Raw genomic sequence first — 26,414 nt, forward strand, 5'->3', positions numbered from 1 at the left:
GACATCATGGAGCCAGCCCCAGACCCCGACCCGCGCCATGATTTCCAGGCCATGCACAGCCCGCTGAGTCAGATTGCACGGCGCGAGCCGGTGACAGTCACGCTGGACACGCCGCTTGGCGAGGCGCTGGCGATCATGGACCGCATGCGCATCGGCTCCATCATCGTGGTGGATGCCCAGGGACAAATGCCCCTGGGCATCTTCACGCTGCGCGACCTGCTGCACCGCGTGACGCTGCCACAGGTCAATCTTGACCAGCCGATTGCCAGCGTCATGACCGGCGGTGTGATCACGGTCAAACCACACACCACCGCCTATGAGGCCCCGCTCATCATGGCCCGACGCGGCCTGCGCCATCTGCTGATGGTGGATGAGGCCGGACACCTGGTCTCCATCGTGTCGCAAAACGATTTGTTTGCCTTGCAGCGCACCAGCATCAAGGATGTCAGCAACGACATCCGCCAGGCCCGCGATCTGCCGAGCCTGCAGGCCTGCGCCAAGGACATCCAGCGCATCGCCCTGGCTTTGCTCACGCAGGGCATGGCAGCGGGGCAACTAACGCTGTTCGTCTCCACGCTCAACGACCTGCTGACCCTGCGCGTGATTGAACTCACCCACGATGAATTTGACCTGCCGCAAGTCAGGTGGTGCTGGCTCGCGCTGGGCTCCGAGGGGCGCTATGAGCAAACGCTGTGCACCGATCAGGACAACGGCATCATTTTCGCGTGCGAGAACGAAGCGGCCACCGAAGCGCTGCGTCAGCGCTTCCTGCCCTTTGCCCAGGCGGTCAACCACAAGCTTGATGCCTGCGGTTTTCCGCTCTGCAAGGGCGGCATCATGGCGGGCAACCCGCAATGGTGCCTGTCCCTGCCCGAATGGCGCGCCAGGTTCACCGCCTGGATTGAGCACCCGCAACCCAAGGCCTTGCTCAACGCCGCGATTTTTTTCGACTTTCGCCCCCTCTATGGCGACGAGAGCCTCAGCGACACCCTGCGCACCTGGCTACTCGATCAGACCCGCAACGCGCAACTGTTCCTGCGCCTGATGACCGAAAATGCGCTGCAATGCGCGCCACCGTTGGGCCTGATTCGCGATTTCGTATTCGACGGCGACAAGGACTTCCCCCACACCATCAACCTCAAGACATATGGCTCCAGGCCCTTTGTCGATGCGGCGCGCCTGCTCTCACTCGCGCACGGGGTACGGCAGACCAGCACCGCGCAACGCCTGCTGGCCGCTTCCCGGGCCGTGAACTTCGGCGGCGACGATGTGGCGGCCATCGTGGACAGCTTTTACTACATCCAGCTGCTGCGATTGCGCCACCAGCATCAGGTTCTGGACGCATCAGGCGGGGGCAACCGCATCAACCCCGACCTGTTGAATGAACTCGATCGCCACATCCTGAAGGAAGCCTTCAAGCAGGCGCGCAAGCTGCAAAGCCGACTCAAACTCGACTACCGGCTATAGCGAGCTACAACGGGCTATAGCGCGAAATGGGCTCAGGACGGTCGACGCACAGCACCCGTTTTGACCGCGCCGACGCCCTCCCAATGCCCTTGCGCAAACCAGGCAGCATTCGCCAGATAGTCGCGCAGCATGGGCAAGGCATCCAGCCCCCAGAACAGTTTGTCATCGACCCTGAAAGCGGGCACGCCGAAGACACCCTGCGCAACCGCGTCGTCGGTATTGGCTTTCAGTTGCGCCTTGACCTCGTCGCCCTGCATGTCGCGCCGCGGGGCCAGCTGCTGCACCAGGGATGCGAGGCGCTGCGCATCAACGGCGTCAGCGCCACCACGCCAGGCGTGGCGAAAAACGGTTTCGCACACATAGCGATTGGGTGCGCCCGGCTCTGCTTCGGGCGCGCACGCCAGGGCCAGCCGCAACAGGGGCAAGGGGTTGAACGGATGGCTGGCCGGCATCTGCATGGGAATGCCCCGGCTGTGGGCCAGCCACAGCACATGCCGGTACGTCCACTCGCGCTTCGGGGCGATCTCCGCCGGACCCAGCTGGCCATGGTGCTTGAGCATGCCAGCGAAGAGCACCGGCGTGTAGCTGACGCTGTAGCTCACGCCCTTCAAGGCTTCAGGCAGGTGTTCAAACGCCAGGTACGCATACGGCGACAGGAAGTCGAGATAAAACGTGATGTGCTTCATGGGTCGTTCCTGCGTGTTGGCGTTGGGGCGTTGGGGCGTTGGGGCGTTGGGGCGTTGGCCGCTGGCAAGCTGGTGAGGCTCCCGTTCAGCCCTGAAGTCCTGCGATGCGCTGCCCTATGGTCAGCCAGAGTGCACGTTGGGCATCCGGTCCGGAGCGGCTCCAGGCCGAAATCTCGCCGAGCGTGCGAAAGCAGCCTTCGCACCAGCCGGTGTCCGCACTGATGCGGCAAACAGAGATGCAGGGGGAAGGAACCCCATCGCCGTCAGCGCTGACGGTGCGCGAGCGCTCGGTCACCAGCCTGATGGCGTTCTGGCGGGCCACGTGTTCTTCATCAACGTCTACCGCCACGTCAACCACAGGGGCGCCCGTCAACAGCTCAAGCTCTTGCGGCATGAGCTTGAAGACCGCATGCGGGTGGCCGGCAGCAGCCCACACTTCATCGAAGCGCAACAGACTCAGGTCCACCAGGGTGATCACGTCCGCGGCATGCGGCAGCGGAGACACGCCGCCGATGGAAAACCCGGTTTTGGCTTTCACAAACGCGGCGTCGGCCCGGCCAATGCGCTTGCTGTCATGGCACACCAGGGCCTCGACTTTTCGCTCGTCGACCCGCCTGTCGCCAGAGGTGACCACCAGCACGGCGGCGTCATCCGACTTGCGGCGAAAGACGATGCTCTTGGCAATCTGCCCCAGTTGGACACCCAGCGCATCGGCCGCCTGCTGGGCCGTGCGCGCCGCATCGTCCAGCATGACCGGGAAATGGGGGTGGCCACTTTCCTGCAGGAACGCCGCCACACGTTGAACGCCTTCCGGCAAGCTCTTTAATTCAGCTCCGCACATATAGGACCCCCACGCTTTTCACTTCGTGTAATACGCTGCCCCCCGAGGGGGCTAATTTTCCTTGGGGCGGCCCGGCGGAAAATTGTATGCCTCCACGTTCGCTCACTGCGTGTAGCTCTCGAGGCCTTGCAGGCCGCGGCTCGCGAGACGCTTCGCCTCTGTCGCCTGTCCAAGCCTGCGCAGGCAGGCTCGGAGCCGCAGGCTCCAGCCCCCCTCGGGGGCGCTGCGCCTGCGGCCCGGCTAAGCCGGTTCCGCGGCCCCGGCTGGATTGTGCAGGGTCAGCCCGGCGGAAAATGGTCAAGCCGTCGCTTATGTGATTACACATTAGTTCAGTCGTTTGTTAAGGAGCGCGGTCGCCGCGCGTGAGTTGGGCTTGCGCTCCAGGAAATCGCTGATGAATTTCCCGGCATCGATCAGCTTGTCCATGTCAATGCCGGTCTCGATACCCATGCCGTGCAGCAGGTACACCACATCTTCAGTGGCCACGTTGCCGGTGGCACCTTTGGCAAACGGGCAGCCGCCGAGACCGGCCGACGAGGTATCGAATTGCCAGACACCCATCTGCAGGGATGCCAGGGTGTTGCTCAGGGCCTGCCCGTAGGTATCGTGGAAGTGGCCCGACACGTCGTCAAGCGCATAGTGCTTGAGCGCAGCCTCCAGGGCGCGCTGCACCTTCAGGGGCGTGCCCACGCCAATGGTGTCGGCCACGCCGATGTGCTGCACGCCGATGTCCTTCATGAGGCGCGCCACCAGCTCGACTCGTTGCGGTGCGATCTCGCCTTCGTAGGGACATCCGACGGTGCAGGAGATGGCGCCGCGGACATAGATGTTGTGGGCCTTGGCCGCCTCCACCACCGGGCGGAATCGTTCAATGCTCTCGGTGATGGAGCAATTGATGTTGCGCTGGCTGAAGGCCTCGCTGGCGGCGGCAAACACCACGATCTCATCGGGCCACAACTCACGCGCCGGCGCGAGCGCCGCCTCAAAGCCTTTCATGTTGGGCGTCAGCACCGAATAGCGCACGCCCGGCTTGCGCCGTATGCCGGCCATCACTTCCGCGTTGTCGGCCATCTGCGGCACCCATTTGGGCGAGACAAAACTGGTGACTTCGATTTCAGTGAGGCCGGCGTCCTGCAGGCGGTGCACCAGCTCGATCTTCACGGCGGCAGGCACCGGTGCTTTTTCGTTTTGCAAGCCGTCGCGCGGGCCGACATCGACGATTTTGACTTTGGATGGAAGTTTCATGGGGCTCCTTCAGGAGATAGGGTGGTCGCGAGCCGGGGACCGGTTCTCAGCCAAGCAGGGGCCGCGGAACCGGCCTTGGCCTGTCCTGAGCGTGTCGAAGGGCCGGGCCGCAGGCGCAGCGGGCCCCTCGGGGGCAGGGAGTTACGCGAAGAGAACGACCGTGGGGGCAACATCAGTATCCTTTTTTTGGGTCAACCACACCGGCAAGGCTGGCAATCGGCGTGCCACTGTGCAGCGCGCGTATCTTCCCCGCAATCTGCGCAATGCTCTCTTCGCGCAGCGTTCGGGCCGAGGTGTGCGGCGTCACGGTGATGCGGGGATGCGCCCAGAATGGATGCGAGGCGGGCAGCGGCTCCGTGCGGAACACATCCAGCATGGCGCCCGCGATGTGGCCGCTGTCAATCAGGGCGATCAGGTCTTCGTCCACCAGATGGCCGCCCCGCGCCACGTTGATCACATAGGCGCCGGGCTGCAGCCGGGCCAGCGTGTCGCGCCGCATGATGCCCTCGGTGTCCGGCGTCAGCGGCAGCAGGCAGACCAAAATCCGGGTGGCCGCCAGGAATTCAGGAAACCCCGCCTCGCCGGCAAAGCATTGCATGCCGGCCACGTTTTTTGCCGAGCGGCTCCAGCCCATCACCGGAAAGTCAAACTGCGCCAGGGCCTGGCCCACGCGCTCGCCCAGTACACCGAGCCCCATCACGCCAACCGGAAAGTCCTTGCGCAGGCGGGTTTTCCGGTACGACCATTTGCCCTGCGCCGCATCGGCCTCATAACCGTCGAACTCGCGGAAATGGCGAATCACGGCATGGCAGACATACTCGGCCATCTGCACCGACATGCCCGCATCGTCCAGCCGGACGACCGGTATGCCTGCTGGCAGGCGCAGTTTCATCAGCGCATCCACGCCAGCGCCAATGTTGAAGATGCCTTTGAGCCGGGTCTGCTCATCCAGAAATTGTTGCGGTGGCGCCCAGACGACCGCGTAGTCAGCCAGCGCCGCGCCCGCCGACCACAGCTCAACCTGCGAATCAGGCAGGGCGGCGCGCAGGCCTTCGAGCCACGGCTGGGCTTTTGTGTCGGTACAGCAAAAACTGATGCGCATCGGATTCATCCATGAAAATTCAAACCGCTATTTTCAGCAATTCCGCGCCTTCGGCGACCTGATCGCCCGGCGCGTAGAGCAATTCCTGCACCACGCCGTCGGCCGGCGCCGCAATCGTATGCTCCATTTTCATGGCTTCCATCACCGCGAGCGCCTGGCCCTTGCTGACCTTGTCACCCGCCTTGACGCCGAAGGACACGACCTTGCCCGGCATGGGGGCCGTCAGGCGTCCGCCTTCCGTGTGACTCTCGCCCGCATGGGCCAGCAGATCGATGGCCGTGATCTGGGTTGCGCCCCTTGCCGTAAAGACGTAATCCACCTCGCCCTGGGTATAGACCGCCGCCGTCAGGCGCTGGCCCGCAAACTGGATGTCGATGCCTTGTGCGCTTCCGGCAAACACCAGCGGCCCTGACACATTGCCCACCTTTAATTGCAAGGCGCCGTCATGCAGATAGGTCAATGCCGCTTTGGAGTGCTCGCCGCGGAAGTCGAACTCGAAAGGCCGCTGCGTCACGCCATGGGTTTGCCAGCCGTCACGGCGACTGAAAGGGTCACTGTCTTCACTGGCTTTTTCTTGCAGCAGCGTCTGGGCAATCGCACAGGCCGCGGCCATCGCCAGCCCCACGGGTTCCTGCTTGAAGAGCACGGCCTCTTCGCGCGGTATCAACGCGGTGTCCAGGTTGGCTTGGGCAAACGAGGGGCTGCGCAGCACGTAGCGCAAAAACTGCATATTGGTGTTCAGGCCCACGATATGGGTTTGCGCCAGCGCCTCGTCGAGCCGGGCCAGCGCTTCCTCACGGGTCTGGCCATGCACGATCAACTTGGCCACCATCGAGTCATAAAACGGTGAAATCGCATCGCCTTCGCGCACCCCGTCGTCCACGCGAACCGGGCCGCGCTCGAAACTGCTGCAGTTCGGCTTCTGGTACACATGCAAGGTGCCGGTGGCGGGCAAAAAGTTGTTGTCGGGGTTTTCGGCGCAGATGCGCGCCTCGATGGCGTGGCCGTTGATGCGCAGCTGCTCTTGCGCCAGCGGCAGTTTCTCGCCAGAGGCCACGCGCAACTGCCATTCGACCAGGTCCAGCCCGGTAATGGCTTCGGTCACCGGGTGCTCGACCTGCAGCCGGGTGTTCATCTCCATAAAGAAAAAATTCATGCTGCCGTCGGCGCGCTGCTCGACGATGAACTCCACCGTGCCCGCCCCGACGTAATTGACGGCCCGTGCGGCAGCCACGGCGGCCAGCCCCATTTGCTGGCGCATCTCGGGTGTCATGCCGGGCGCGGGGGCCTCTTCCAGCACCTTCTGGTGGCGGCGCTGCACCGAGCAGTCGCGTTCGAACAGGTAGACGTAGTTGCCGTGCGTGTCGCCGAACACCTGAATCTCAATATGCCGGGGCCGCTGCGCGTATTTTTCCACCAGCACGGCATCATCGCCAAAGCTGTTGATGGCCTCGCGCTTGCAGGAAGCCAGCGCCGCGTCAAAGTCTTCGGCCTTGTCCACCGCACGCATGCCCTTGCCGCCGCCGCCCGCGCTGGCCTTGATCAGTACCGGGTAGCCGATGCGGTCGGCCTCGTGCTTGAGCATCACCGGGTCCTGATCGCTGCCGTGGTAGCCAGGCACCAGCGGCACGCCAGCCTTTTCCATGAGCTGCTTGGACTCGGCTTTGAGGCCCATGGCCTTGATGGCCGACGCGGGCGGGCCGATGAAGACCAGGCCCGCGCGGGCACAGGCCTGGGCAAACTCCTCGTTCTCGCTCAGGAAGCCATAGCCCGGATGAATCGCCTGCGCCCCCGTGGCTTTGGCCGCTTCAATAATGCGCTCCCAGCGCAGGTAGCTGTCTTTGGGTGCGCTGCCGCCAATGTGAATGGCTTCGTCGCAAACGCCGACATGCTTGGCGTTCGCATCGGCATCCGAATACACCGCGACGGTTTTGATGGCCATGCGCCTGGCCGTGGCGGCGACGCGGCAGGCGATCTCGCCCCGATTGGCAATCAGAATTTTTTTAAACATGTGGGTCGTTCTTTGAAAAGGGTGACTTCAAGGTAAAAGCAGGCGACAGGCCCGGATCCGGCTTGCCGCTGAAAATGCGGGCGACGCGGGTAAACAGCTGCATTAAAAAGCGCCAGCAAATGCGAATCAGCCAGACACTGGCCACCAGCACCAGCGCGAGCATCAACGCAAACACCAGCGGGTGGGCAATGGCCAACCACAAACCCAGCGGCACAAGACCGTCTTCGAGCAGCGACGCGCCGACGTTGGTGAAAGGCTCGGGGGAGGTATTGATGGCGGCGCGCGTGGTGGCCTTGGCTGCGTGACTGGTGGCCGCCAGCGTGCCGCCTAGCAGGGCCGCGATCAGCGCCATCATGCCGCTGTCGGCGCCAAAGACGCCGGCAGCAAGCGCCGCACCGGCAGGAATCCGGATCACGGTATGCACCACGTCCCACAGCGAATCCACGCCGGGAATCTTGTCGGCAAAAAATTCCATGAACACCATGAAGCCGCTGACACCCAGCACCACCGGATGGGCCAGCATCTGCAACCCTGGCGGCAGCGTGACCCAGCCCATGAAGCCGGCCAGGCCCGTGAGGAAAACCACCAGGTACAGGCGCACGCCGCTGGCCCAGCCCAGGACACCGGCCAAGGCGATCAGTTGCGCGGTGTCGAGATTCATGGAGCCCCCACGCTTTTCACTTCGTGTAATACGCTGCCCCCCGAGGGGGCGCGAGCTTGCTTGGGGCGGCCCGGCGCGGCGCTCATCGGCTGCATCAGCAGACCCCCCCGAAGATCAGGCGAGGCACAACTCGAAACCCAGCGAACACCGCGGGACCGGCCTTGGCCTGTCCTGAGCCTGTCGAAGGGCCGGACCGCTGGTGTTACCCCCTTGAGGGGGGAGGCGGCTACACGAAGTGAGCAAGCAAAGGGGGGGAGCATCAGATGATCCAGGACGGCTTGCGCTTTTGCAGGAAAGACTGCACGCCCTCCTTGCCCTGTTCGCTGGAACGAATATCGGCAATGCCCTGCACGGTTTGCGCGATCAGGGCGGGCGTGATGTCGTGCTGTGCCACATCCTGCACCAGCCGCTTGCAGGCTTTCACCGCCTGCGGGCTGGCATTGACCAGCGCCTGTGCAATCTCGGCCACCTTGGCATCGAGCGCGACGGCGCTCACCACTTCATGAATGAAACCGATGCGATGCGCCTCCTGGGCATCAAAACGCTCAGCCGTCAAAAAATAGCGGTGGGCTGCGCGCGCGCCCATGGCGCGAATCACATAAGGGCTGATGGTGGCTGGGATCAGGCCCAGCTTGACTTCGCTGAGGCAGTACTGCGCCGTGTCGCCAGAGACGGCGATGTCGCAGGCCGCCACCAGCCCCATGCCGCCCGCATACACATCGCCCTGAATGCGCGCCACGGTGGGTTTCGGGCATTCATAAATGGCACGCAGCATCTCGGCCAGTTGCGCCGCATCGGCCAGGTTTTCCTCGCGCGTGTAGTCCGCCATGCGCCGCATCCAGTTCAGGTCGGCGCCAGCGCAAAAGGCCGGCCCTTCGGCCGCCAGCACCACCGCGCGCACGTCCTCGCGCCGGCCTGCCTGCGCGAACGCCGCTGTCAATTCGGCGATCACTTCATCGTTGAAAGCATTGCGCACCTCCGGACGACTCAGGGTGAGGGTCAGCAGCGGCCCCGCTTGGGTAATTTGAATTGCAGCCATGGCTTACATCCTGAACAAACCAAACTTGGTCTCTGGAATCGGCGCATTGCGCGCAGCGCTCAAGCCCAGCGCCAGCACACGGCGCGTATCGGCCGGGTCGATCACACCGTCATCCCAGAGCCGCGCCGTCGCATAGTAGGGGTGGCCCTGGTGTTCGTACTGCTGGCGTATCGGCGCCTTGAAGGCCTCTTCCTCCTCGGGCGACCAGGCGCCGCCCTTGGCTTCAATGCCGTCGCGCTTGACCGTTGCCAGTACGCCGGCGGCCTGGTCGCCGCCCATCACGCTGATGCGCGCGTTCGGCCACATCCAGAGGAAGCGCGGCGAATAGGCGCGGCCGCACATGCCGTAGTTGCCCGCGCCAAAGCTGCCGCCGATGATGATGGTGAACTTGGGCACCGCCGCCGTGGCCACGGCCGTGACCATCTTGGCGCCATTGCGCGCGATGCCTTCGTTTTCGTACTTGCGGCCCACCATGAAGCCGGTGATGTTCTGCAAGAACACCAGCGGAATCTTGCGCTGGCAGCACAGCTCGATGAAATGCGTGGCCTTGAGCGCCGACTCGCTGAACAAAATGCCATTGTTGGCAATGATGCCGACCGGCATGCCCTCGATATGCGCGAAGCCGCAGACCAGCGTGGCGCCGTAACGCGCCTTGAACTCGTCGAACTCGCTGCCATCGACGATGCGGGCGATGATCTCGCGCACGTCGAAGGGTTTGCGCGTGTCCACGGGAATCACGCCGTACAGCTCTTTTGCCATGAATTTAGGAGCTATTGACGCCTGTACCGTCTGGGCTGAGGCCTTGTTTTTATTCAAATTCTTGACGGAGGCACGGGCCAGCGCCAGCGCATGCATGTCGTTTTGCGCCAGATGATCGGCCACGCCCGACAGGCGGGTGTGCACATCGCCACCGCCCAGGTCCTCGGCGCTGACGACTTCGCCCGTCGCCGCCTTGACCAGGGGCGGCCCACCCAGAAAAATCGTGCCCTGGTTCTTGACGATGATGCTTTCGTCGCTCATGGCAGGCACATACGCACCGCCCGCCGTGCAGGAGCCCATCACCACGGCAATCTGTGCGATGCCCTGCGCGCTCATATTGGCCTGGTTGTAAAAGATGCGGCCGAAGTGATCGCGGTCAGGAAACACCTCGTCCTGGTTCGGCAAATTGGCGCCGCCCGAGTCCACCAGGTAAACACAGGGCAAGCAGTTCTGCTGCGCGATTTCCTGGGCCCGCAAATGTTTTTTGACCGTGAGCGGGTAGTAGGTGCCGCCTTTGACGGTGGCGTCATTGCAGACGATCATGCAGTCCACGCCACTGACGCGGCCTATGCCCGCAATGAGGCCGGCGCAGGGCGCATCGCCGTGGTACATGCCGTGCGCGGCCAGCGGCGCCAATTCAAGGAATGGTGTGCCCGGGTCCAGCAGCATCTGCACGCGCTCGCGCGGCAGCAGCTTGCCGCGGGCCGTGTGCTTGGCGCGCGCGGCGTCACCACCGCCGGCCGCCGCCTTGGCAATCTGCACATGGAGGTCGTCCACCAGCGCGCGCATGGCGTCGGCGTTGGCCTGAAAATCGGCCGAGCGGGGGTTCAAATTGGTATCGAGGATGGTCATTCAGACTGTCTCTTTCAAGCGGTTTTGTCTTCTTCCAGCCCCAGCTGGTGCTTCATTTCGTCGCGAATCTTGAACTTCTGGATTTTGCCGGTCACCGTCATGGGAAAGCCCGACACAAAACGAATGTAGCGCGGTACCTTGTAGTGCGCAATCTGGCCCTTGCAAAAGGCGCGAATCTCTTCCTCATTCACAGACTGGCCGGGCTTGACGATGATCCAGGCGCAGAGCTCCTCGCCGTATTTCGGGTCGGGCACGCCCACCACCTGCACGTCCTGCACCTTGGGGTGGCGGTAGAGGAATTCCTCGATCTCGCGCGGGTAGATGTTCTCGCCGCCGCGTATCACCATGTCCTTGATGCGGCCGACGATATTGACATAGCCTTCGGCATCCATGGTGGCCAGGTCGCCGGTGTGCATCCAGCCTTCGGCATCGATGGCCTCAGCCGTCCTGGCCTCGTCCTCCCAGTAGCCGTGCATGACCGAATAGCCGCGCGTGCACAGCTCGCCCGAGACGCCCGGCGCGACGATCTCGCCGCTTTCGGGGTCGACGATCTTGACTTCCAGGTGCGGCTGCACCAGGCCCACGGTGGCCACGCGCTTTTCCAGTGGCGTGTCGGTCGAGCTCTGGCAGCTGACCGGGCTGGTTTCGGTCATGCCGTAGGCGATCGTGATTTCAGACAGGTGCATCTCACCGACCACGCGCTTCATGACCTCGATCGGGCAGGGCGAGCCGGCCATGATGCCGGTGCGCAGCGTGGACAGATCGAACTCCTTGAAGCGCGGATGGTCGAGCTCGGCGATGAACATGGTGGGCACGCCGTGCAGGCCCGTGCATTTCTCGTCCTGCACGGTTTGCAGCACGCTCAGCGGGTCGAAACCGTCGTTCGGGTAGACGATGGTCGCGCCATGCGTAAGGCAGGCCAGGTTGCCCAGCACCATGCCGAAGCAGTGGTACAGCGGAACCGGAATGCACAGGCGGTCGGCCGGCGTGAGCTTCATGGCCTCGCCGATGAAAAAGCCGTTGTTCAGGATGTTGCGGTGCGTCAGTGTCGCGCCCTTCGGGAACCCCGTGGTGCCGCTGGTGAACTGGATGTTGATCGGGTCGCCAGCCTTGAGCGTGCGGGCCACCTCGGCCAGCCGCGGGTCCTGCGGCTGGCCGCTGGCCAGCAGCGCGGAAAAGCGCAGCAGGCCGGGCAAGTCCTCGTCCAGCTCGGCGCCCTGCCCCGGCTCGTCGATCCAGGCCACGGTGTGCAAATGGGGCAGCCTGGCCGACTCCAGCCGGCCCGGCTGCGCGTGCGCCCATTCCGGCGCCAGCTCGCGCAGCATGCCGAGGTAGTCGCTGGTCTTGAAGCGCGCCATGGTGACCAGCGCCTTGCAGCCCACCTTGTTGAGCGCGTACTCGAGCTCGGCCACACGGTAGGCGGGATTGATGTTGACCAGGATCAGCCCGACCTTGGCCGTGGCCAGCTGCATCAGCACCCACTGTGCATTGTTGTGCGACCAGATGCCCACGCGGTCGCCGGACAGCAGACCCAGCCCGAGCAACGCGCTGGCCAGCCGGTTGGCCTCGGTTTGCAGTTCGCGATAGGTATAGCGCAGCTTCTGGTGAACGCTGACCAGGGCCTCGGCTCCGGGCTGGCGCTCCACCATGGCATCAAAAAAGTCGCCCAGGGTCTGCGCTATCAGCGGCACCTCGGTGGCGCCGCACGCCAGGCTCAGGCCGGTTGGGGCCGAGGGGGTTTGCGTCATGTCTGTCTCCATGCAGGCCGGTGGTTTGAGAAACCGGGATTGGGTCTTCAAGCATAAAGCGAGGACCGGATTCATACCGGCCATGGAGGTTGCAAATCGTGCCACAGCATGGCAGTAGATGTGCAGTCTGCTGCTCCTCGTTGCAGCGCCGTTTCACTTCACGCCACCGCAGGAAATACCGTCATCAAGGAAAAACTATCGCGTAACGTTGCTTGAGTTCGTGGGAAGTCCAAGCTGCAGGGTTGGACGCCGCTTGCATCACTTGAGCAGTTTTTCCGTTCGAAGAAACTCTCGAAGTGATTCTTCAAGTCTTGACTTCACACTTTCAATTTGTACAAACGCGTCTTCCTTTGCTTTGCGAGTGACATCATCTTTGCGAAAGTTTTCCACTGAATGCTTGAAGCGATTGAAGCAATCAATAGCCTCACCATGAAGCTCCAGGAGCTTGGACGGAAGGAGGAGCCGAATTTCCCCCTCTTGGGCTGCCCAGTCGACAAGGAAAACATCAAGGTTCGCGAGAAACTCATCTTGCGTGAATGTAATTTTTCCGTCGGGCTGACGATGGGCATCTGCGTTCGCGGTGCGCTGGCACATACGATAGTGGCGGTAAAAGACCCCGTAGTATTCAAGAACGAGATCAAGATAGCGGTCGTAACTTGACTTGGCGAGGCCAAGCTCATGTTTCATCTCTTCGAGTTGTGCCTGTAGTGCAGATTGCTCGCGTTGCAGGGTCCGTTTTGCCCAAAGATCGGCGAGGTAAGTTGACAGGCCGATGACGATCACAGCGCCACCACCGAAGGAGATAGCGACTGCGCCGATGAGTGTGAGCCCGTCTTCGATTGTCATTGGTGCGCGACAGTGTTAAGCGACTTCACGTTTGAGCTCACCGGGATGGACGCCGCAGGCGGCCAGTCCGGTGCAACGAGGTGTTCGAGGTGCTGGACTCAACTTCATCAACTGCCTTCGGGAAAGTGTTTCCCGAACTGGGCAATGAGTTCTAACTCACCTAACTCACCAAATGACGAAGCTACCAAGGTTCGTGTCGAGCCGTAATGCTTTCTCCAAAGCTTCCGAATATCTGAGAAGTACGGCTCGCCGCGATTAACGCTTATCACGAATCCACCGGATTGCTCTGATTGATATACGACGGGAACCCCCAGCCCAATAGTAATGCCCAGCCATTTGTTAACCACCCCGAACCAACGAACCTTCTCCAGTGGACGGCTAAAGTCCAAGAAGAATACACAGTCTTCCAACGGCAGATCGACCTTCGTAACTGCGAAGTTGTGCGGGTGTTCGTGGAATCCAAATAGTTGCAGGGCCATGCCTTTGATTCCTAACGCAATGTCGACCGTACAGTCTGCGGCGCAATCAGATACCCCGCAGTACAGTGCGGGCAGCCACTTCGATCAGAGCCCTTATGCAGTCTGCATTTTTTCAAAATCGTCATACCTGCTCCCTGCTAAAAATCCTGCCAAACCCAGCAATCAGTCAGGCGCATTCTACTGACGAGGCACGCGGCCATGGTCCAGCGTCTGATCCAGGCTTGGCCCCAGCGCCGCCTTGCGCCGGTACTCCGCCGGCGAGTCGCCCGTCCATTGCCGAAAGGCACGCGCAAAGCTTTTCTCGTTGCGAAAGCCGACCGCCAGCGCGACCTGCTTGATGGGGCGCGTGGTGCGGCGCAGCGCGTCCATGGCCTGCGCCTGCCGGACCTCGTCTTTCAGCGCCTGCAGTGAGGCGCCCTCTTCCTGCAGCTGGCGGTGCAGCGTGCGGGGCGACACATTCAAGGCGTCGGCCAGTGCCGCGGCATTGGCGGGGGCGGCCTGGCTTTGCAGCAACAGGCGCACGCGCTGCACCAGCAGCCGGTCGCGCCGGTAGGGCCGAACCACCAGGGCGAGCGCCTGCGGCAGCATGGCGGTCAGGGCTTTTTCATCCCGGCGCAGCGGCATGGCGAGGTAACGCGCGTCAAAGCGCAGGCTCGCTTGCGGCGCGTCAAACTGCACTGGCCCGGGAAACAGCACCGGGTACACCGCCGCATGCGCCGGGGCGGCAAACGGAAAGCACGCCGCCTGCAGCGGAATACGCGAATCAATCAGCCAGCAGGCCACGCCATGCAGGTTGCGCAGCAGGGTCACCAGGCAAAATTCACGCATGGCGGGGTTCACCCCCTGGTCCAGCAGTGTCAGGCTCGCCACCTCGTTCGCCACCGACAGGCTCAGCACCACATCGCCCGTCAGCAGGCCATGGTGACGGCACCAGCGCTTGAGCGCCACGCCCAGGTCGGGCGCGCTCAGGGATGCCCTGAGCAGCATGCCGTAGCTGCCCCAGGGCAGCTTGCGCGAGAACCAGCCCAAGGCCTCGTCGTCGAGTTCGCGCATGGCCTGGGCCGCCAGAACCTCCAACTGCTTTGAGGTGATGGCGCCACCCGGCTGCCGCAAGGCTGCTGGCGCAATTTGTGCCCTGGCCAGGGCGCCGGCCGGATCAACACCATAGCGCGCATACGCCAGCAGCAGCGTCCTGACAAACGCGAGCGGTGTGACTGAAACGGGTTTCATGAATCAGAGTGTAGATGGGTTCGATTTGGCAGAATCAGACCCTTCGCTGGCCACACATGCACCCTCGTCCACCCTAGTGTGGTGTTGCACGCCATCTGGCACATAAAAATGCGTCTTTTCGGCCATGGCGGCGTTGCAAATCCTCGCAATAGTGGAACTATTGCTGCGGTTTGCGCCTTGCCTTGACCAAAAATCCATCATTTTTATTTGTGCCATCAAGCATGCAACACCACACTAGACTGCAAATGAACGGAATGCCCACATGATCACACTTCACCACTGCATGAGCGCCCGCTCGTTCCGCCCCCTGTGGGTGCTGGAAGAACTCGGCCTGCCCTACACGCTGAAGATGCTGCCCTTCCCGCCCCGGGCCTTGGCGCGGGACTATCTTGAGATCAATCCCCTGGGCACGGTGCCGCTGCTTGAAGACGGGGAACTGCGCATGAGCGAGTCGGTTGCCATCTGCCAGTACCTCGTGGCGCGGCAGGCCCAACAGGCCCCCACGCCGCTGAACGTGGCGGTGACCGAGCCCGGCTTCGGCAGTTGGCTGAACTGGCTGCATTTCGGCGAGGCCACCCTGACCTTTCCGCAAACCCTGGTCCTGCGCTACTCGCGCTTCGAGCCCGCGCGTTCGCTGCAGGCGGTGGCGGACGACTACACGCGCTGGTTCCTGGCCCGGCTGCGCGTGCTGGATGGCGCGCTGGCACAGCAGCCGTTTCTCTGCGCCGGGCGCTTCACCGCCGCCGACGTCTCAGTGGGCTATGCGCTCATGCTCGCGGAGCATCTGGCGCTGGAGCCGCGCTTCTCGCCTGCGGTGCGCGACTACTGGCAGCGACTGAACAGCCGCGAGGCCTTCCAGCGCGCGATGAAGGCCCAGTGGCAGGCGGCCGTGGACCAGGGCGTATCCACCGTCGCGGCGCCGGACACACGCCCGGCGTGACCATCGCTCCCGCCCACGCTCAGTGGCGGAAACAGGCTTCATGCCTGCGAGCCTGGGAGGGTTTGAGGTGGCAGGATGCGGCCCCGCCTCCAGCCACCAATTCAGGCTGCGCGCGGCTTGAGCGCCCGCCGCATGTGGCTCGGCGCACTCAGGTGCGCAACCCACGATACCGAAGACGAGCCGCCCTTTGCCTTAACGAGCGACCATGATGTCTAGCGAGCCGAGCCGGAAGAAGTCATCAGCCCCATGGCAATGGCGTTACCCGCCTTGTCCTTTACGGACGTGATCGCCTTGAACGCCGTGGCCTGCACACGATCGGGAAGCCGCACGAAGTTGTTTTCCTGGACCAGTGCGTCGCCATTGAGAAACGCCCACACGAAGAACCTGAGCGCGGGCAGGGTTTGGGCGGGCTGGTCCGCAACCTTAGGCACAAGCGCGAAGGTGCCCATGGTGATCGGCCATGTTGCCTTGCCGGCCTTGTTGGTCAGCGTGCTGGTAAACGATCCGGTGCTGGCCCATTCGCTGCTGGAAAGCGCGGCCCGAAACGCGACGATGGACGGGCTGACAAACTCGCCGTCGAGGTTCTTCAGCTGCACCGTCGTGAGCTTATGGTCCCTGACGTAGCCGTGGTCCACATAGCCGATCGTGCCAACCGTTTCCCTGACGTTTTTGACGACAGCGTCGCTGCCCTTGACCGCCACAAAGGTGGCCGGCCAATCGACACTGGTCTTGACCCCGTATTTGGCTTTCCAGGTGGGGCTCAGCTTGGCCAGATAGTCGGCGAAGTTGTAGGTGGTTCCGGAGCCGTCACCGCGCACCACCACCTTGACCGGCAGATCGGGCAGCTTCAGGCCCGGGTTCAGCTGCACGATCTCGGCCGCATTCCACTGCGTGATCTCGCCCAGAAAGATGCGCGCAAGGACCTCGCCGGTCAATCGCAACTGGCCGTCCCCTACCTTGGGCAAATTCACGACCGGCGAGATGCCGGTAATCGCAACGGGGAAGACAAGCAGCCCGCTCGCGGCCAGCTCGGCCTCGGTGGGCGCGACGTCCGAGGCGCCGAAACCCGTCTCATGGGCACGAATTTTCTTCAGGCCGGCGGACGAGCCAACCGGCTCATAGGCCAGGGCCGCACCTGTCGATTTCTGGTAGGCGCGAGCCCAAGCCTGGTAGATGGGTGCGGCAGCCGAAGATCCGGCGCCGGAAATCGTCTCAGCCGAGGCAGCGCCGGCCTGCGCAAAAAACAAAACGGCCGTGAAGGCCGTGAAAATAGCGAATAAATTTTTCTTCATGCTTCAGAGTGTCATTAAAACGTCATCAGGAGTTTAAGGGGCCAGGCCAGGCATTTGACGCACTGCAACAAATTAGCGGTGCGCCCTGAGTGTCTGCAAGGCAGGCGGTCATCGCCCATGGCCATGCGAACCATGGCAGTCGGCCACGCCCCGTCGCTGGGAACTGGTTGGCAACTGCCCTTCCATAACCGTCCGGCAGCCGTCGCCTCAGCGCTCTGCAATGTAGTGCGACATGCGCGCGGTTTCGCCGTGCGCCAGGAAGGCGCGCACCTCGGCTTCAAGCGTGTGATCGGCCACGGTCGCACGAGCGCGCTGGCGCAGGTAATCGGCCCATGAGGTCACCAGGAAACGCTCGACATAACGGGACGGTTCGCCCAGGTCCTTGTAGACGCGCCAGAAGGTGGCACCATCGCGCCGGCGCGGCGCCTTCATCTGGCCGATGGTGTCGAGAAAGGCGTGGTCTTCCCCGGGGCGGATGCGGTAGGCCACCTCCACCGCCACCGGGCCGGCCTCGGGGCTGGGTTCGGCCGCCACGAACAACTCCTCCCAGGGCGTGCCCTGTGTCACTTCGTGGTCCGCGCCCACGCGCAATGGGAACGGGCGCGCCAGCAGCAAGCCGGCGGCCATCAGCAGGCCGGCCGCGACCAGCGCGGCTGTCAGGCCGGCGATGTCGGACACCGCGCCCCAGAACGCCGAGCCGAAGGCGAAGGCGCCCAGCGCGGCCACGATATGCAGCGCCACCGCGCGCGAGCGCACCCACGGCGGCGCGCTGGACTGCGTGGCGGTGTTGAAGGTCGACATGGCCGACATCCACGCGGCGCCGCCCACCGCCATGGCGCCATAGATCAGCAGCGGCACGCGGACCCACGCGGTGAGCAGCATGACGGCAGAAAACGCCACGCAGCTGGCGCCAACGACAGCGTCGAGTCCGAAACGCACGCGCATACGCCCGATGACCAGACCGGTGACCACCGCGCCCGTGCCCATGCAGCCCATCAGCAGGCCGAAGCCTTGCGCGCCGGCGCCCAGCTGGCGCTGTGCGATCACAGGCAGCAGCGCCCACAGGGCCGAGCCGGCCGCGCCAAAGGCCATGGCCCGCACCAGCTGCGCCAGGATCATGCGCGAGTGCCAGGCAAAGCGCAGCCCGCTGAGCGTCCCGCTCCACAGGCGCTCGGCCGGCAGGCGCGACGGCGGGTGAGCGCGCGGCGGCCAGCGGCGGATCGATTCCCACATGACCAGCGTCGTGAATACCGTGACAGCGAACACCCAGCCCGCACCCAGGAGTGCGAACAGCACACCGGCGAGCGTGGGGCCTATGGCGCGCGCCACGTTGTAGGCAATGCTGACGGCGGTGATGGCCTGCGGCCATTCGGCCCGGGGAACCGGGTCCACCACGGACGAGTTCCAGGCCGGCGTCAGCACCGCCGTGCAGCAGCCGCACACAAACACCAGGAAAAGTACCGATGCCGCCCCACCCCAGCCGCCCAGCACCAGCAAGGCCAGCAGCGCGCATGCGGCCACCTGCGCCAGCAGCGCGCTGGAGATCAGGCGCCGGCGATCGCTGGTGTCGGCCAGCACGCCCGCAGGCAGTGCCAGCAGGAACATGGGCAGGAAAACCGCGGTCTGCACGAGCGCGGCGAGGAAGGACGAACCGGTCAGCTCGACCATGAGCCAGGCGGCCACCATGGACTGCATGCCGTTGCCAATGAAAAAGACGCCGCCGCAAAACCAAAGCCCGCGAAAGGCGGGCTGGCGCAGGGGACTCCAGATAGAGGGAGAGAGCGTGATCGGCACGGGATCATTCATAGGATCATTATTTCCCAGAACGGGTAGCCATCAGCCGACCATCGCGCTTGACCGGGTTGCAGCGCCCGCGACTCTTCACTTGAGCTGGGCGACTTACCGGACTCAGTCAACGGGCAGTGAGTCCTGCCCTGGGTTGGGACCGGTTAAAACGGCCGCAAACGACACTGCGCCATGATCCGAGGTGACTTCCTGACGGACCGCAATGGGCCTATGCTGTTGAAAAAACCCGGTTACGCCCCCCGATCCAGACCCGTTGAGAAGCAAACCCCCGAAAATGGATATAGATTCACGTTAATTGATAAAGACACCCATGAACGAAGCCACTCCCACTCCCACTCCCACTCCATTCCCCCCGCTGCCCGACCGCCTGTCGATTGACCCGCGCAGCCCCCATCACATCGCGGCCGTGTTCGAACATGACGTGGGCATTCGGTTGAATGACAAGGAGCGACTGGACGTCGGGGAATACTGCATCAGCGAGGGCTGGGTCAAGGTGCCCGCCGGCAAAACGCTGGATCGCAAGGGCAATCCGCTGATGATCAAGCTGAAGGGCAAGGTCGAAGCGTTCTACCGATAGCGGCTTCGCCTCGCCAGGGCTGCCGCCCCACCACGCCGGCGGCCAGCGCCGCGCGGCAAGAGGTCTGGCGCGGCTGATTCGCCTGTTTACTGTGGCTCTATCTTGGCGTCGCGGATGGCCTTGGCCCACTTGGCGGTTTCCAGCCGGCTGCGCTGGGCCAGGGCTTCAGGCGTTCCGGGCTCGACCACGAAACCAATCGGCGAAAATTTTTCCTGCAGGTCCTTGCTCTGCGCCGCGGCATTGATGGCCTGGTTGAGCTTGGCAACGATCTCGGGTGGCGTTCCCGCTGGCGCAAACATCGCGAAGTAGGCGATCAGCTCATAGTCCTTGAGCCCCAAGGCCTCATTGACGGTGGGCAGTTCCGGAATCGCGGGCGAGCGCTTGGTCGAGGTCACCGCCAGGCCGCGGATCTTGCCCGCCTTGACCTGGGGCAGCGTCACGGCAAAGTCGGCCGTGAACATCATCACCTGCCCGCCGAGCAGGTCGGTCATGGCCGCTGGGCCGCTTTTGTACGGCACGTTGGTCATTTCGATGCCCGCCATGTTGGCCAGCATCTCGGAGGACACCAGCTGCGAGGTGCTGGCACTGGCAAAGGTGAGATGGCCGGGCTTGGTCTTGCCCAGGGTCACCAGCTCGCGCAGCGTCTTGGCCGGCACGTCGTTGTTGACCGCCACGATGAGCGGCACCGAGCCCATGTAGCCCAAAGGCGCAAAGGCCGTATCCTGGTCATAGGGCAGCTTCTTCATCAGGCTCTTGAGTGCCGCGTTGGTGCTGTTGGTTCCGATCAGGATGGTGTAGCCGTCGGGAGCAGCCTTGGCGACGGCATCGGCCCCCAGCATGCCATTGACGCCAGCCTTGTTCTCCACCACGATGACCTGCCCCAGCGTTTCCGACATCTTGGCCGCAAACGCGCGTCCAATCTGGTCCGTGGCGCTACCCGCGGCAAACGGCACGATAGCCTTGATGGGCTTGTTCGGGTAGGCCTGGCCGAAGGCGGCGAGCGAGAAACTCGCCACCGCCAGGAAAAGAATCGACTTGCACTTCATGTTGATGTCTCCTGTTAAAAACTGTTTGTTGAATACGCCAAGCTTATTCGATGGCCAGGCCAAGGATGGCGGAACTCAGGCACTTGCCATGCGCATCCAGCGCAAGAGAGCGGGTCACGCCCCCACCCAGCGCGTCGTGCAGCACAAAGTTCAAGGCCCCCAGCTGCGGCACCACGTAGCGTTCAACCTCGCCTTTGACGATGTCAGCATACAGCGCACGCACACGTTCCGCCGTCACGGCGCGCTCGATCGCAGGGAAGTCCTTGAGATCGTAGGCAATGACGGAAATGGTCGACCGGTTTCCCTTGTCTCCGGTACGGGAATGGGCAATTTCTCGCAGCAGCATTTTTAAAGCTCCATCGTGGTGACAGTTGGCTGGACAAGGTCGCGCGGAACCAGCGTGGAAGCCGCGGCGATCACCTCGCGGACCGACTTGGTGACACCGCCGCCGCTGGCGGGCCCGTTGAGGTACATCGCCTCCACCTCATTGGCCACCCGCTCGGCGTCCTGCCTGGTTTCCACCCGCATGGCCACGCGGGCGCGGACTTCATAAGGCTCATAGCCGCGGGCCAGGGTTTCCCCATGAATGGCGTTCACGCCGATGAGCTCGTACCGGCTATCGAGCGCCTGGATGCCCGAGCTCTCCAGGCGCTGCCGCAGTACATCCAGGGCCAGCCGGCCCCGCGCCTCGGCCCCCAGGCCGGCGTAGGAAATCTGCCCTTCCCCGATGAATCCGTCACGGTGTCCCACGGTCACCTTCAAGGTTGCCGGGCGCGGATGACCAGTGGCACCGTCGATCTGTACCCGGTCGGGCCCGACTTGGGTCAGCGTGACACCTGAAAAATCCGCGACCACATCCGGCTGCAGGTAGCTGGCGGGGTTTTCGACCTCATACAAGAGCTGCGCCGCGCAGGTGGCGGTGGTGACGCAGCCGCCCGAGCCCTCCACCTTGGTGATGATGGCGCGCCCGTCTTCGGATACTTCGGCCAGGGGAAAACCAAGCCTGGCCAGGTCAGGCACATCGCGGTAACCAGGATCGGCAAAATATCCGCCCGTGACCTGCCCCGCGCACTCCAGAAGGTGCCCGACCACAATGCCCCGGCCCATCATGTGCCAGTCCGACATGGACCAGCCAAACTCATGAATGAGGGGGGCGAGAAACAGGGCCGGATCGGCGACACGTCCCGTGACGACCACATCGGCGCCCAGGCGCAGCGCCCTCACCAGCGCCTCGGCACCGATGTACGCGTTCGCTGAAAGCACGGTGTCACCCAATGAGCGAAGCGGCGCACCACTCTCCATGATGGTCAGCTCGTGATCATGGAGGCGCGGCAGCACATCGTCGCCCTGGACCACCGCCACCTTCAGCCGCTGCAGCCCCAGCTCCCGCGCGATCCTGATGATTTCTTCACCCGCCGCCTGGGGATTTGCGGCCCCCATGTTGGTGATGATCTTCACACCCTGGGCGACGCATGAAGGCAGCACCGCCTCCATGCGGTCCCGGAGCAAGGGGTCAAAGCCCAGACGGGCATCCCTGCTTCGCTCCAACTGGGCCAGCGCAATGGTGCGCTCTGCCAGGCACTCAAACACCAGATAGTCCAGGTTGCCCTTTTCGGCCAGCTCTACGGCGGGCGGAATGCGGTCCCCCGAGTAACCAGCACCGGCACCAATGCGGATGATTTTCATGGAATGGTCTTTCAAAAATGTCTCTATGTCGCAGGGCAGCGGAACCGGGCCACACCGGTCGTATCGGTCGTACAGGCCGCACCAGACGAACTATGGCCGAAGCAAAAGCCCCTGTAAATTACCGGCGTGTGAGGCTTTACCATTGGGGCATGAAAACAACCTACATCCTTGGCGCCATCCTGGCCTGCAGCGTAACCGGAACCCTGGTCGGCGCCCGCTCGGCAAAAACCGCACTCCTGGTGGTATCCGCCGTGCTCTCGCTCTATGGCCTGGTTCGCCTGCTGGGTTGAGCGGACGGGATGGTTCTGGCCGATGAGGTTGCAGCCGGACTGAATGCCGGCGTGCGCTGCCTGCTGCCGGGCCGGCATTCAACTCATTGAGCGGGATTCTGCCGCTCTCCCAAAGCGATGTCGACCATCATCTCGCGGGCCAAGGTGCCGAGTTCCTGTCGCAACGCATCGACGGACAGGGCGGCAGGCACCAGCAAGTGCGCTTCGATCTTGAAGGTCTGTTTGCCGGACACGCCGCTGCGGATGATTTCGGTATGAATGCTCTCGATGCTGATGGCGCGCTCGGCCAGTATCTTCGTCAGCTTGCTGACGATGCCGACCCGATCCTCGCCGACCAGCTCAAGCTCAACCACGCGCAGCGAGGTGGGCACCCTGGCGCCGTCGCTCCGGGCAATGACCACCTGCAAGCCGCTGGACTCGAGTCCGCGCAGCGCGGCCGCCAGTGCGTCCGCGTTCTCGGGCGGCACCTCGAAGTGAACCGTGCCGGCAAATTCATTGGCCAGTTTTGTCATGCGGCTCGCCGCCCAGTTGGCACCGAAACGCTCCGCCCGTTCGGCCAGCGAGCTCACGATGCCATGGCGGTCAGCCCCCACGATAGAGACGACAAGCGAGGTGGTCGTCGAGGAGACCTCCTCGGTCAACACGACCGACTTGCGGATCATGGGGGCCTTGGTGGCAAAGCCCGGATCTTGCGGGTAGGCGGGAACGGAACCCTGCATGCGGGCGTGATGAACCACCTTGCGCAAAAGGGCCAGACCCATCGGCGCCAGAGCGCGCTCCCATAATTCGCGCGCCGTCTCGCCCTTGGCGACAAAGCACCAGTCCTGGGCGGCGATGGCGCCCGCGTCCCACCCGTCGGCCAGGTGATAGATCGAGCCACCAGCGATCGGGTCGCCTTCCAGAATCGTCCATTCGACGGCGGCGATGCCACGATGCCGGGGCAGCAGCGAGGGGTGATAACCGACGCCGCCCAGGCGCGAACGCGCGAGCGCCTCGTCGCTCACCCGTGCGTGCGTGTGCGCGGCGATGATGAGGTCGGTGCCCTCGGCAATCGCGTTGCCCGGCACGAACCTGGGGTTCTCAAGCACATGCACCGCGACGCCGGCCGCCTGCGCAGCCAGCGCCAGCCGATCGTCCACAGCGGGAGCGACGATGCTGGTGAACTCGATGCCTTCTTCCTTGCGTAGCGCCTCAAACACCGAAGCAGCGAAAAAACGGGACCCCACCAATGCACATTTCATTGACACATCTCTTCATTCATTAAAAGGAAAAGTAAAGGAAAATTCCTGAAGGGGAAGTTCCGGCGCCGGCCGGTCTTCAGCCAGCCAGGGCGTCGGCAGCCACACGCTCCACCAGCCCGATCCGATCCAGCGCACCGGCCAATTGCCCCACCGTGCGATCCGACTGGTGCCACTTCTCGAGCCCGAACAGCCCGACGCGGAAGGTCATGAAGTCAGCGCCTTCGTCACATTGCAGCGGCACACCGGCAGCCGTCTGCAGCCCCTGGGCCATGAACTTTTTGCCGGACTGGATCTCGTGGTCGGTGGTGTAGCTGACCACCACGCCGGGCGCCTTGAATCCGTCGGCGGCGACGCTGGGCAGGCCGCGGCTTTCGAACAGTGCGCGCACTTTGCCGCCCAGTGCCTCCTGCTCGGCGCGTACCTTGGCAAAACCGTAGGCTTGGGTTTCCTTCATGGCGGCGCGCAGGCGTGTGAGGGCGTCGGTAGGCAGGGTGGCGTGGTAGGCGTGGCCGCCTTTTTCATAGGTCTCCATGATCTGCAGCCACTTCTTCAAATCGCAGGCAAAGCTGGTGCTGGTGGTGCCTTCAATGGCCGCGCGGGCGCGCTCGCTGAGCATGACCATGGCGCAGCAGGGTGAACTGCTCCAGCCTTTTTGCGGCGCAGAAATCAGCACGTCCACGCCCGTGGCTTTCATGTCGACCCACATGGCGCCCGAGGCGATGCAGTCGAGCACGAACAGGCCGCCCACGGCGTGCACAGCATCGGCCACGGCGCGCAGGTAGCTGTCGGGCAGGATCATGCCGGAAGCGGTCTCCACATGCGGGGCAAAGACGACGGCAGGTTTTTCTTTTGCAATGGTGGCCTGCACTTCGGCGATCGGTGCGGGCGCCCAGGGCGCCTGCGCACCAGGGCCGGTTTGGTGGGCCTTGAGAACGGTGGACGAGGCAGGGATGCTTCCCATGTCAAAGATCTGCGTCCAGCGGTAGCTGAACCAGCCGTTGCGAATGACCAGCACCTGCTTGCCGGTGGCGAACTGGCGCGCCACCGCCTCCATGCCGTAGGTGCCGCTGCCAGGCACCAGCACGGCCGACGGGGCGTTGTACACCTCCTTCAGGATGCTGGAGATGTCTGTCATCACGCCCTGGAAGCTGCGCGACATGTGGTTCAGCGCGCGGTCGGTGTACACCACCGAGAATTCAAGCAAACCATCAGGGTCGACGTTGGGCAGCAGTCCGGGCATAGGGTTTTCTCGGGGTAGTTGAAAAAAAACGACTTGGCAGCTTAGCATGCCGAGCCTTTTTCCCCCGCGGGTTTTGCGCAGCGCCGCCGGTCAGCAGCTCAAGGACGAAGTGCGAGCGAGAAAGCGAAGGATTTTCCGCAACGACCTACTGGTTAAATGCCTGCTCAAAAAACCCAATAGGGTGCAGCTCGATCGCCCAGCCGACGTTTTCGCCCAAGGTGGCCGCCGGATGCAGCGAAGCCACCCGCACCGCCTCGTCCCGGTCAGCCGCCTCAATGATGAAAAAACCGCCAACCATTTCTTTGGCCTCGGCATAGGGGCCGTCGGTCACTTGAGGTTTGCCAACGCGCGGGCGCAAGGCGAAGGCGGCCTGCGGGCCCTCGAGCGAGGCGCTCACCACCAGGCGGCCAGTCTTCTTCAGCTCGGCGTCTTTGGCTGGGCACTGGCTCACCAGGGCCTCGACCTCGCCAGGGGCCAGTGCGGCGAATTTTTCGGGATTGTAGTAGGCGAGGCAGAGGTATTTCATGGGGAAGTCCTTTCAGATTTTGAACCTTACACCCCTACGACGAACGACAAACCTGCATTTCGACACCCGATCCGCAAACCTTGAAAAAAAGAGTTCGCTCCCTTGCAAATGTCCGGCTCTCAAGCTGGCAGCGCGACAGTTATGCGCCGGGACAGCGCCGACTCGCGTTGCCGCAGAAAGGCGCGCAGAAATTCAGGGTAATCAGGACGAACCGCGTTGCGGACCGATTCACGTTGTGCCAGCGCGCGCCGCCAGGCCTTCACCTTGGGCGTATCGGCGAAAACACCGAAATCACCGATTTCGTCGAACACGTCGAAGTACCGGAAGACCGGGCCGAAGACCGCATCCACCATGCTGAACTGTTCGCCAGCGAAGTAGGGGCCGCTTCCCAGGGCCGCTTCGACCAGCTGGAACTTTGCGCGCAGCTCGGCGGCGCGGGCCGCCAGGGCTTCCTCACTGGGCGCGTTATAGAAGGCGCCGATGGTGTTGAGGATCGCAGAACCGAACTCCATCCAGCTGCGGTGCCGGGCACGTTGCAGGGCGCCCTCGGGGTGCAGGCGGGGTGCGGCTGTTTCGTCGAGGTATTCGCAGATGACGGCGGATTCAAAAATCGCTTCGCCGTCCACCCGCAGCACGGGCGTCTTGCCCAGCGGCGAGACCTTGAGGAACCAGTCGGGCTTGTGGGCCAGGTCAATGTCCTGCCGCTCAAAACTAATGCACTTCTCGGCCATGACAATCGCCGCGCGCTGGACATAAGGGCACAGCTTGTGGCTGATCAATGTGAGTTGGGAGGCCATGGTGCTC

At 63.4% G+C, this 26,414-nt stretch carries 25 protein-coding genes; 4 read left to right on the plus strand and 21 right to left on the minus strand.

The genetic code is table 11. The features are described 5' to 3' along the window. The first annotated feature begins 6 nt into the window (after positions 1–6). On the plus strand, positions 7–1,467 hold the full coding sequence (locus BPRO_RS20740; protein WP_011485033.1) for a DUF294 nucleotidyltransferase-like domain-containing protein: 1,461 nt from the start codon (positions 7–9) through the stop codon (positions 1,465–1,467). A 32-nt stretch (positions 1,468–1,499) separates the two neighbouring features. Here the strand turns inward: BPRO_RS20740 and BPRO_RS20745 are convergent, their stop codons facing one another. The 12 genes from BPRO_RS20745 to BPRO_RS20800 all read right to left on the minus strand — a co-directional run bounded on the left by BPRO_RS20745 (position 1,500) and on the right by BPRO_RS20800 (position 14,966). Further along, positions 1,500–2,153 (minus strand): 2-hydroxychromene-2-carboxylate isomerase, encoded by a 654-nt coding sequence (locus BPRO_RS20745; RefSeq protein ID WP_011485034.1) that lies wholly within the window; start codon positions 2,151–2,153, stop codon positions 1,500–1,502. Positions 2,154–2,238: 85 nt separating this feature from the next. Further along, positions 2,239–2,970, minus strand: coding sequence for a YbaK/EbsC family protein (locus BPRO_RS20750; protein ID WP_232291439.1), 732 nt, complete (start codon positions 2,968–2,970; stop codon positions 2,239–2,241). 348 nt (positions 2,971–3,318) lie between these two features. Continuing rightward, positions 3,319–4,239: a hydroxymethylglutaryl-CoA lyase gene (locus BPRO_RS20755; RefSeq protein ID WP_011485036.1), complete on the minus strand. Its 921-nt coding sequence runs from the start codon at positions 4,237–4,239 to the stop codon at positions 3,319–3,321. A 172-nt stretch (positions 4,240–4,411) separates the two neighbouring features. After that, on the minus strand, positions 4,412–5,341 hold the full coding sequence (locus tag BPRO_RS20760) for a 2-hydroxyacid dehydrogenase (RefSeq protein ID WP_041390101.1): 930 nt from the start codon (positions 5,339–5,341) through the stop codon (positions 4,412–4,414). A 19-nt stretch (positions 5,342–5,360) separates the two neighbouring features. Beyond that, a complete protein-coding gene (locus BPRO_RS20765; RefSeq protein WP_011485038.1) occupies positions 5,361–7,352 on the minus strand; it encodes an acetyl/propionyl/methylcrotonyl-CoA carboxylase subunit alpha in 1,992 nt (663 codons plus the stop codon). Further along, positions 7,345–8,013 (minus strand): DUF4126 domain-containing protein, encoded by a 669-nt coding sequence (locus BPRO_RS20770; protein ID WP_011485039.1) that lies wholly within the window; start codon positions 8,011–8,013, stop codon positions 7,345–7,347. The genes BPRO_RS20765 and BPRO_RS20770 overlap by 8 nt, the downstream gene beginning before the upstream one ends. A gap of 259 nt (positions 8,014–8,272) precedes the next feature. After that, positions 8,273–9,052: an enoyl-CoA hydratase/isomerase family protein gene (locus BPRO_RS20775; RefSeq protein ID WP_011485040.1), complete on the minus strand. Its 780-nt coding sequence runs from the start codon at positions 9,050–9,052 to the stop codon at positions 8,273–8,275. Positions 9,053–9,055: 3 nt separating this feature from the next. Next, entirely contained in the window at positions 9,056–10,663 is a 1,608-nt protein-coding gene (locus tag BPRO_RS20780) for a carboxyl transferase domain-containing protein (protein WP_011485041.1), read from the minus strand. 14 nt (positions 10,664–10,677) lie between these two features. Beyond that, on the minus strand, positions 10,678–12,411 hold the full coding sequence (locus BPRO_RS20785) for an AMP-binding protein (protein WP_011485042.1): 1,734 nt from the start codon (positions 12,409–12,411) through the stop codon (positions 10,678–10,680). A gap of 258 nt (positions 12,412–12,669) precedes the next feature. Then, complete coding sequence (locus BPRO_RS28085) at positions 12,670–13,257, minus strand: hypothetical protein (RefSeq protein ID WP_011485043.1); 588 nt, start codon at positions 13,255–13,257, stop codon at positions 12,670–12,672. A 107-nt stretch (positions 13,258–13,364) separates the two neighbouring features. Next, entirely contained in the window at positions 13,365–13,736 is a 372-nt protein-coding gene (locus BPRO_RS20795; RefSeq protein WP_011485044.1) for a hypothetical protein, read from the minus strand. 177 nt (positions 13,737–13,913) lie between these two features. Beyond that, positions 13,914–14,966 (minus strand): AraC family transcriptional regulator, encoded by a 1,053-nt coding sequence (locus BPRO_RS20800; RefSeq protein ID WP_011485045.1) that lies wholly within the window; start codon positions 14,964–14,966, stop codon positions 13,914–13,916. Positions 14,967–15,228: 262 nt separating this feature from the next. Between BPRO_RS20800 and BPRO_RS20805 the strand changes: the two genes are divergently transcribed. Further along, positions 15,229–15,906 carry a glutathione S-transferase family protein gene (locus BPRO_RS20805; protein ID WP_011485046.1) on the plus strand — a complete coding sequence of 226 codons (678 nt, stop codon included), beginning with the start codon at positions 15,229–15,231 and terminating at the stop codon, positions 15,904–15,906. Between the two features lie 212 nt (positions 15,907–16,118). Here BPRO_RS20805 and pstS read toward each other — a convergent pair whose 3' ends face one another. Together pstS and BPRO_RS20815 are read right to left on the minus strand one after the other, a co-directional pair. Further along, a complete protein-coding gene (gene pstS, locus BPRO_RS20810; RefSeq protein ID WP_011485047.1) occupies positions 16,119–17,198 on the minus strand; it encodes a phosphate ABC transporter substrate-binding protein PstS in 1,080 nt (359 codons plus the stop codon). Between the two features lie 207 nt (positions 17,199–17,405). Next, entirely contained in the window at positions 17,406–19,004 is a 1,599-nt protein-coding gene (locus BPRO_RS20815; RefSeq protein ID WP_011485048.1) for an MFS transporter, read from the minus strand. A gap of 310 nt (positions 19,005–19,314) precedes the next feature. Between BPRO_RS20815 and BPRO_RS20820 the strand changes: the two genes are divergently transcribed. Continuing rightward, positions 19,315–19,581: a DUF3297 family protein gene (locus BPRO_RS20820; protein ID WP_011485049.1), complete on the plus strand. Its 267-nt coding sequence runs from the start codon at positions 19,315–19,317 to the stop codon at positions 19,579–19,581. Between the two features lie 86 nt (positions 19,582–19,667). Here the strand turns inward: BPRO_RS20820 and BPRO_RS20825 are convergent, their stop codons facing one another. Genes BPRO_RS20825 through BPRO_RS20835 form a run of 3 tightly spaced genes read right to left on the minus strand, consistent with a single transcriptional unit; the run spans position 19,668 to position 22,313 of the window. Beyond that, a complete protein-coding gene (locus BPRO_RS20825; RefSeq protein ID WP_011485050.1) occupies positions 19,668–20,627 on the minus strand; it encodes a Bug family tripartite tricarboxylate transporter substrate binding protein in 960 nt (319 codons plus the stop codon). Positions 20,628–20,670: 43 nt separating this feature from the next. Continuing rightward, positions 20,671–20,973, minus strand: coding sequence for an AtuA-related protein (locus BPRO_RS20830; protein ID WP_011485051.1), 303 nt, complete (start codon positions 20,971–20,973; stop codon positions 20,671–20,673). A 2-nt stretch (positions 20,974–20,975) separates the two neighbouring features. Continuing rightward, complete coding sequence (locus tag BPRO_RS20835; RefSeq protein ID WP_011485052.1) at positions 20,976–22,313, minus strand: acyclic terpene utilization AtuA family protein; 1,338 nt, start codon at positions 22,311–22,313, stop codon at positions 20,976–20,978. A 149-nt stretch (positions 22,314–22,462) separates the two neighbouring features. On the opposite strand from BPRO_RS20835, the gene BPRO_RS29760 reads away from it, so the two are divergent. Further along, positions 22,463–22,603 (plus strand): hypothetical protein, encoded by a 141-nt coding sequence (locus BPRO_RS29760; RefSeq protein ID WP_157045842.1) that lies wholly within the window; start codon positions 22,463–22,465, stop codon positions 22,601–22,603. An 83-nt stretch (positions 22,604–22,686) separates the two neighbouring features. Here the strand turns inward: BPRO_RS29760 and BPRO_RS20840 are convergent, their stop codons facing one another. The 4 genes from BPRO_RS20840 to BPRO_RS20855 form a co-directional block, all read right to left on the minus strand. Continuing rightward, entirely contained in the window at positions 22,687–23,844 is a 1,158-nt protein-coding gene (locus tag BPRO_RS20840; protein WP_011485054.1) for a formyltransferase family protein, read from the minus strand. Positions 23,845–23,920: 76 nt separating this feature from the next. After that, complete coding sequence (locus BPRO_RS20845) at positions 23,921–25,084, minus strand: aminotransferase class V-fold PLP-dependent enzyme (RefSeq protein ID WP_041388988.1); 1,164 nt, start codon at positions 25,082–25,084, stop codon at positions 23,921–23,923. Positions 25,085–25,229: 145 nt separating this feature from the next. Further along, positions 25,230–25,610 carry a YciI family protein gene (locus BPRO_RS20850; protein ID WP_011485056.1) on the minus strand — a complete coding sequence of 127 codons (381 nt, stop codon included), beginning with the start codon at positions 25,608–25,610 and terminating at the stop codon, positions 25,230–25,232. A gap of 119 nt (positions 25,611–25,729) precedes the next feature. Next, positions 25,730–26,407, minus strand: coding sequence for a glutathione S-transferase family protein (locus BPRO_RS20855; protein WP_011485057.1), 678 nt, complete (start codon positions 26,405–26,407; stop codon positions 25,730–25,732). Positions 26,408–26,414 lie beyond the last annotated feature (7 nt).

Origin of the sequence: Polaromonas sp. JS666 (assembly GCF_000013865.1) — a bacterium.
In the GTDB taxonomy this organism is placed as follows: Bacteria; Pseudomonadota; Gammaproteobacteria; order Burkholderiales; family Burkholderiaceae_C; genus Polaromonas.

Excerpts from the sequence above, each read along its gene's own strand:
- BPRO_RS20740 (WP_011485033.1), top strand. The coding sequence starts at position 7 with ATGGAGCCAGCCCCAGACCCCGACCCGCGCCATGATTTCCAGGCCATG.
- BPRO_RS20745 (WP_011485034.1), bottom strand. The coding sequence starts at position 2,153 with ATGAAGCACATCACGTTTTATCTCGACTTCCTGTCGCCGTATGCGTAC.
- BPRO_RS20755 (WP_011485036.1), bottom strand. The coding sequence starts at position 4,239 with ATGAAACTTCCATCCAAAGTCAAAATCGTCGATGTCGGCCCGCGCGAC.
- BPRO_RS20760 (WP_041390101.1), bottom strand. The coding sequence starts at position 5,341 with ATGCGCATCAGTTTTTGCTGTACCGACACAAAAGCCCAGCCGTGGCTC.
- BPRO_RS20765 (WP_011485038.1), bottom strand. The coding sequence starts at position 7,352 with ATGTTTAAAAAAATTCTGATTGCCAATCGGGGCGAGATCGCCTGCCGC.
- BPRO_RS20770 (WP_011485039.1), bottom strand. The coding sequence starts at position 8,013 with ATGAATCTCGACACCGCGCAACTGATCGCCTTGGCCGGTGTCCTGGGC.
- BPRO_RS20775 (WP_011485040.1), bottom strand. The coding sequence starts at position 9,052 with ATGGCTGCAATTCAAATTACCCAAGCGGGGCCGCTGCTGACCCTCACC.
- BPRO_RS20780 (WP_011485041.1), bottom strand. The coding sequence starts at position 10,663 with ATGACCATCCTCGATACCAATTTGAACCCCCGCTCGGCCGATTTTCAG.
- BPRO_RS20785 (WP_011485042.1), bottom strand. The coding sequence starts at position 12,411 with ATGACGCAAACCCCCTCGGCCCCAACCGGCCTGAGCCTGGCGTGCGGC.
- BPRO_RS28085 (WP_011485043.1), bottom strand. The coding sequence starts at position 13,257 with ATGACAATCGAAGACGGGCTCACACTCATCGGCGCAGTCGCTATCTCC.
- BPRO_RS20795 (WP_011485044.1), bottom strand. The coding sequence starts at position 13,736 with ATGGCCCTGCAACTATTTGGATTCCACGAACACCCGCACAACTTCGCA.
- BPRO_RS20800 (WP_011485045.1), bottom strand. The coding sequence starts at position 14,966 with ATGAAACCCGTTTCAGTCACACCGCTCGCGTTTGTCAGGACGCTGCTG.
- BPRO_RS20805 (WP_011485046.1), top strand. The coding sequence starts at position 15,229 with ATGATCACACTTCACCACTGCATGAGCGCCCGCTCGTTCCGCCCCCTG.
- pstS (WP_011485047.1), bottom strand. The coding sequence starts at position 17,198 with ATGAAGAAAAATTTATTCGCTATTTTCACGGCCTTCACGGCCGTTTTG.
- BPRO_RS20815 (WP_011485048.1), bottom strand. The coding sequence starts at position 19,004 with ATGAATGATCCCGTGCCGATCACGCTCTCTCCCTCTATCTGGAGTCCC.
- BPRO_RS20820 (WP_011485049.1), top strand. The coding sequence starts at position 19,315 with ATGAACGAAGCCACTCCCACTCCCACTCCCACTCCATTCCCCCCGCTG.
- BPRO_RS20825 (WP_011485050.1), bottom strand. The coding sequence starts at position 20,627 with ATGAAGTGCAAGTCGATTCTTTTCCTGGCGGTGGCGAGTTTCTCGCTC.
- BPRO_RS20830 (WP_011485051.1), bottom strand. The coding sequence starts at position 20,973 with ATGCTGCTGCGAGAAATTGCCCATTCCCGTACCGGAGACAAGGGAAAC.
- BPRO_RS20835 (WP_011485052.1), bottom strand. The coding sequence starts at position 22,313 with ATGAAAATCATCCGCATTGGTGCCGGTGCTGGTTACTCGGGGGACCGC.
- BPRO_RS29760 (WP_157045842.1), top strand. The coding sequence starts at position 22,463 with ATGAAAACAACCTACATCCTTGGCGCCATCCTGGCCTGCAGCGTAACC.
- BPRO_RS20840 (WP_011485054.1), bottom strand. The coding sequence starts at position 23,844 with ATGAAATGTGCATTGGTGGGGTCCCGTTTTTTCGCTGCTTCGGTGTTT.
- BPRO_RS20845 (WP_041388988.1), bottom strand. The coding sequence starts at position 25,084 with ATGCCCGGACTGCTGCCCAACGTCGACCCTGATGGTTTGCTTGAATTC.
- BPRO_RS20850 (WP_011485056.1), bottom strand. The coding sequence starts at position 25,610 with ATGAAATACCTCTGCCTCGCCTACTACAATCCCGAAAAATTCGCCGCA.
- BPRO_RS20855 (WP_011485057.1), bottom strand. The coding sequence starts at position 26,407 with ATGGCCTCCCAACTCACATTGATCAGCCACAAGCTGTGCCCTTATGTC.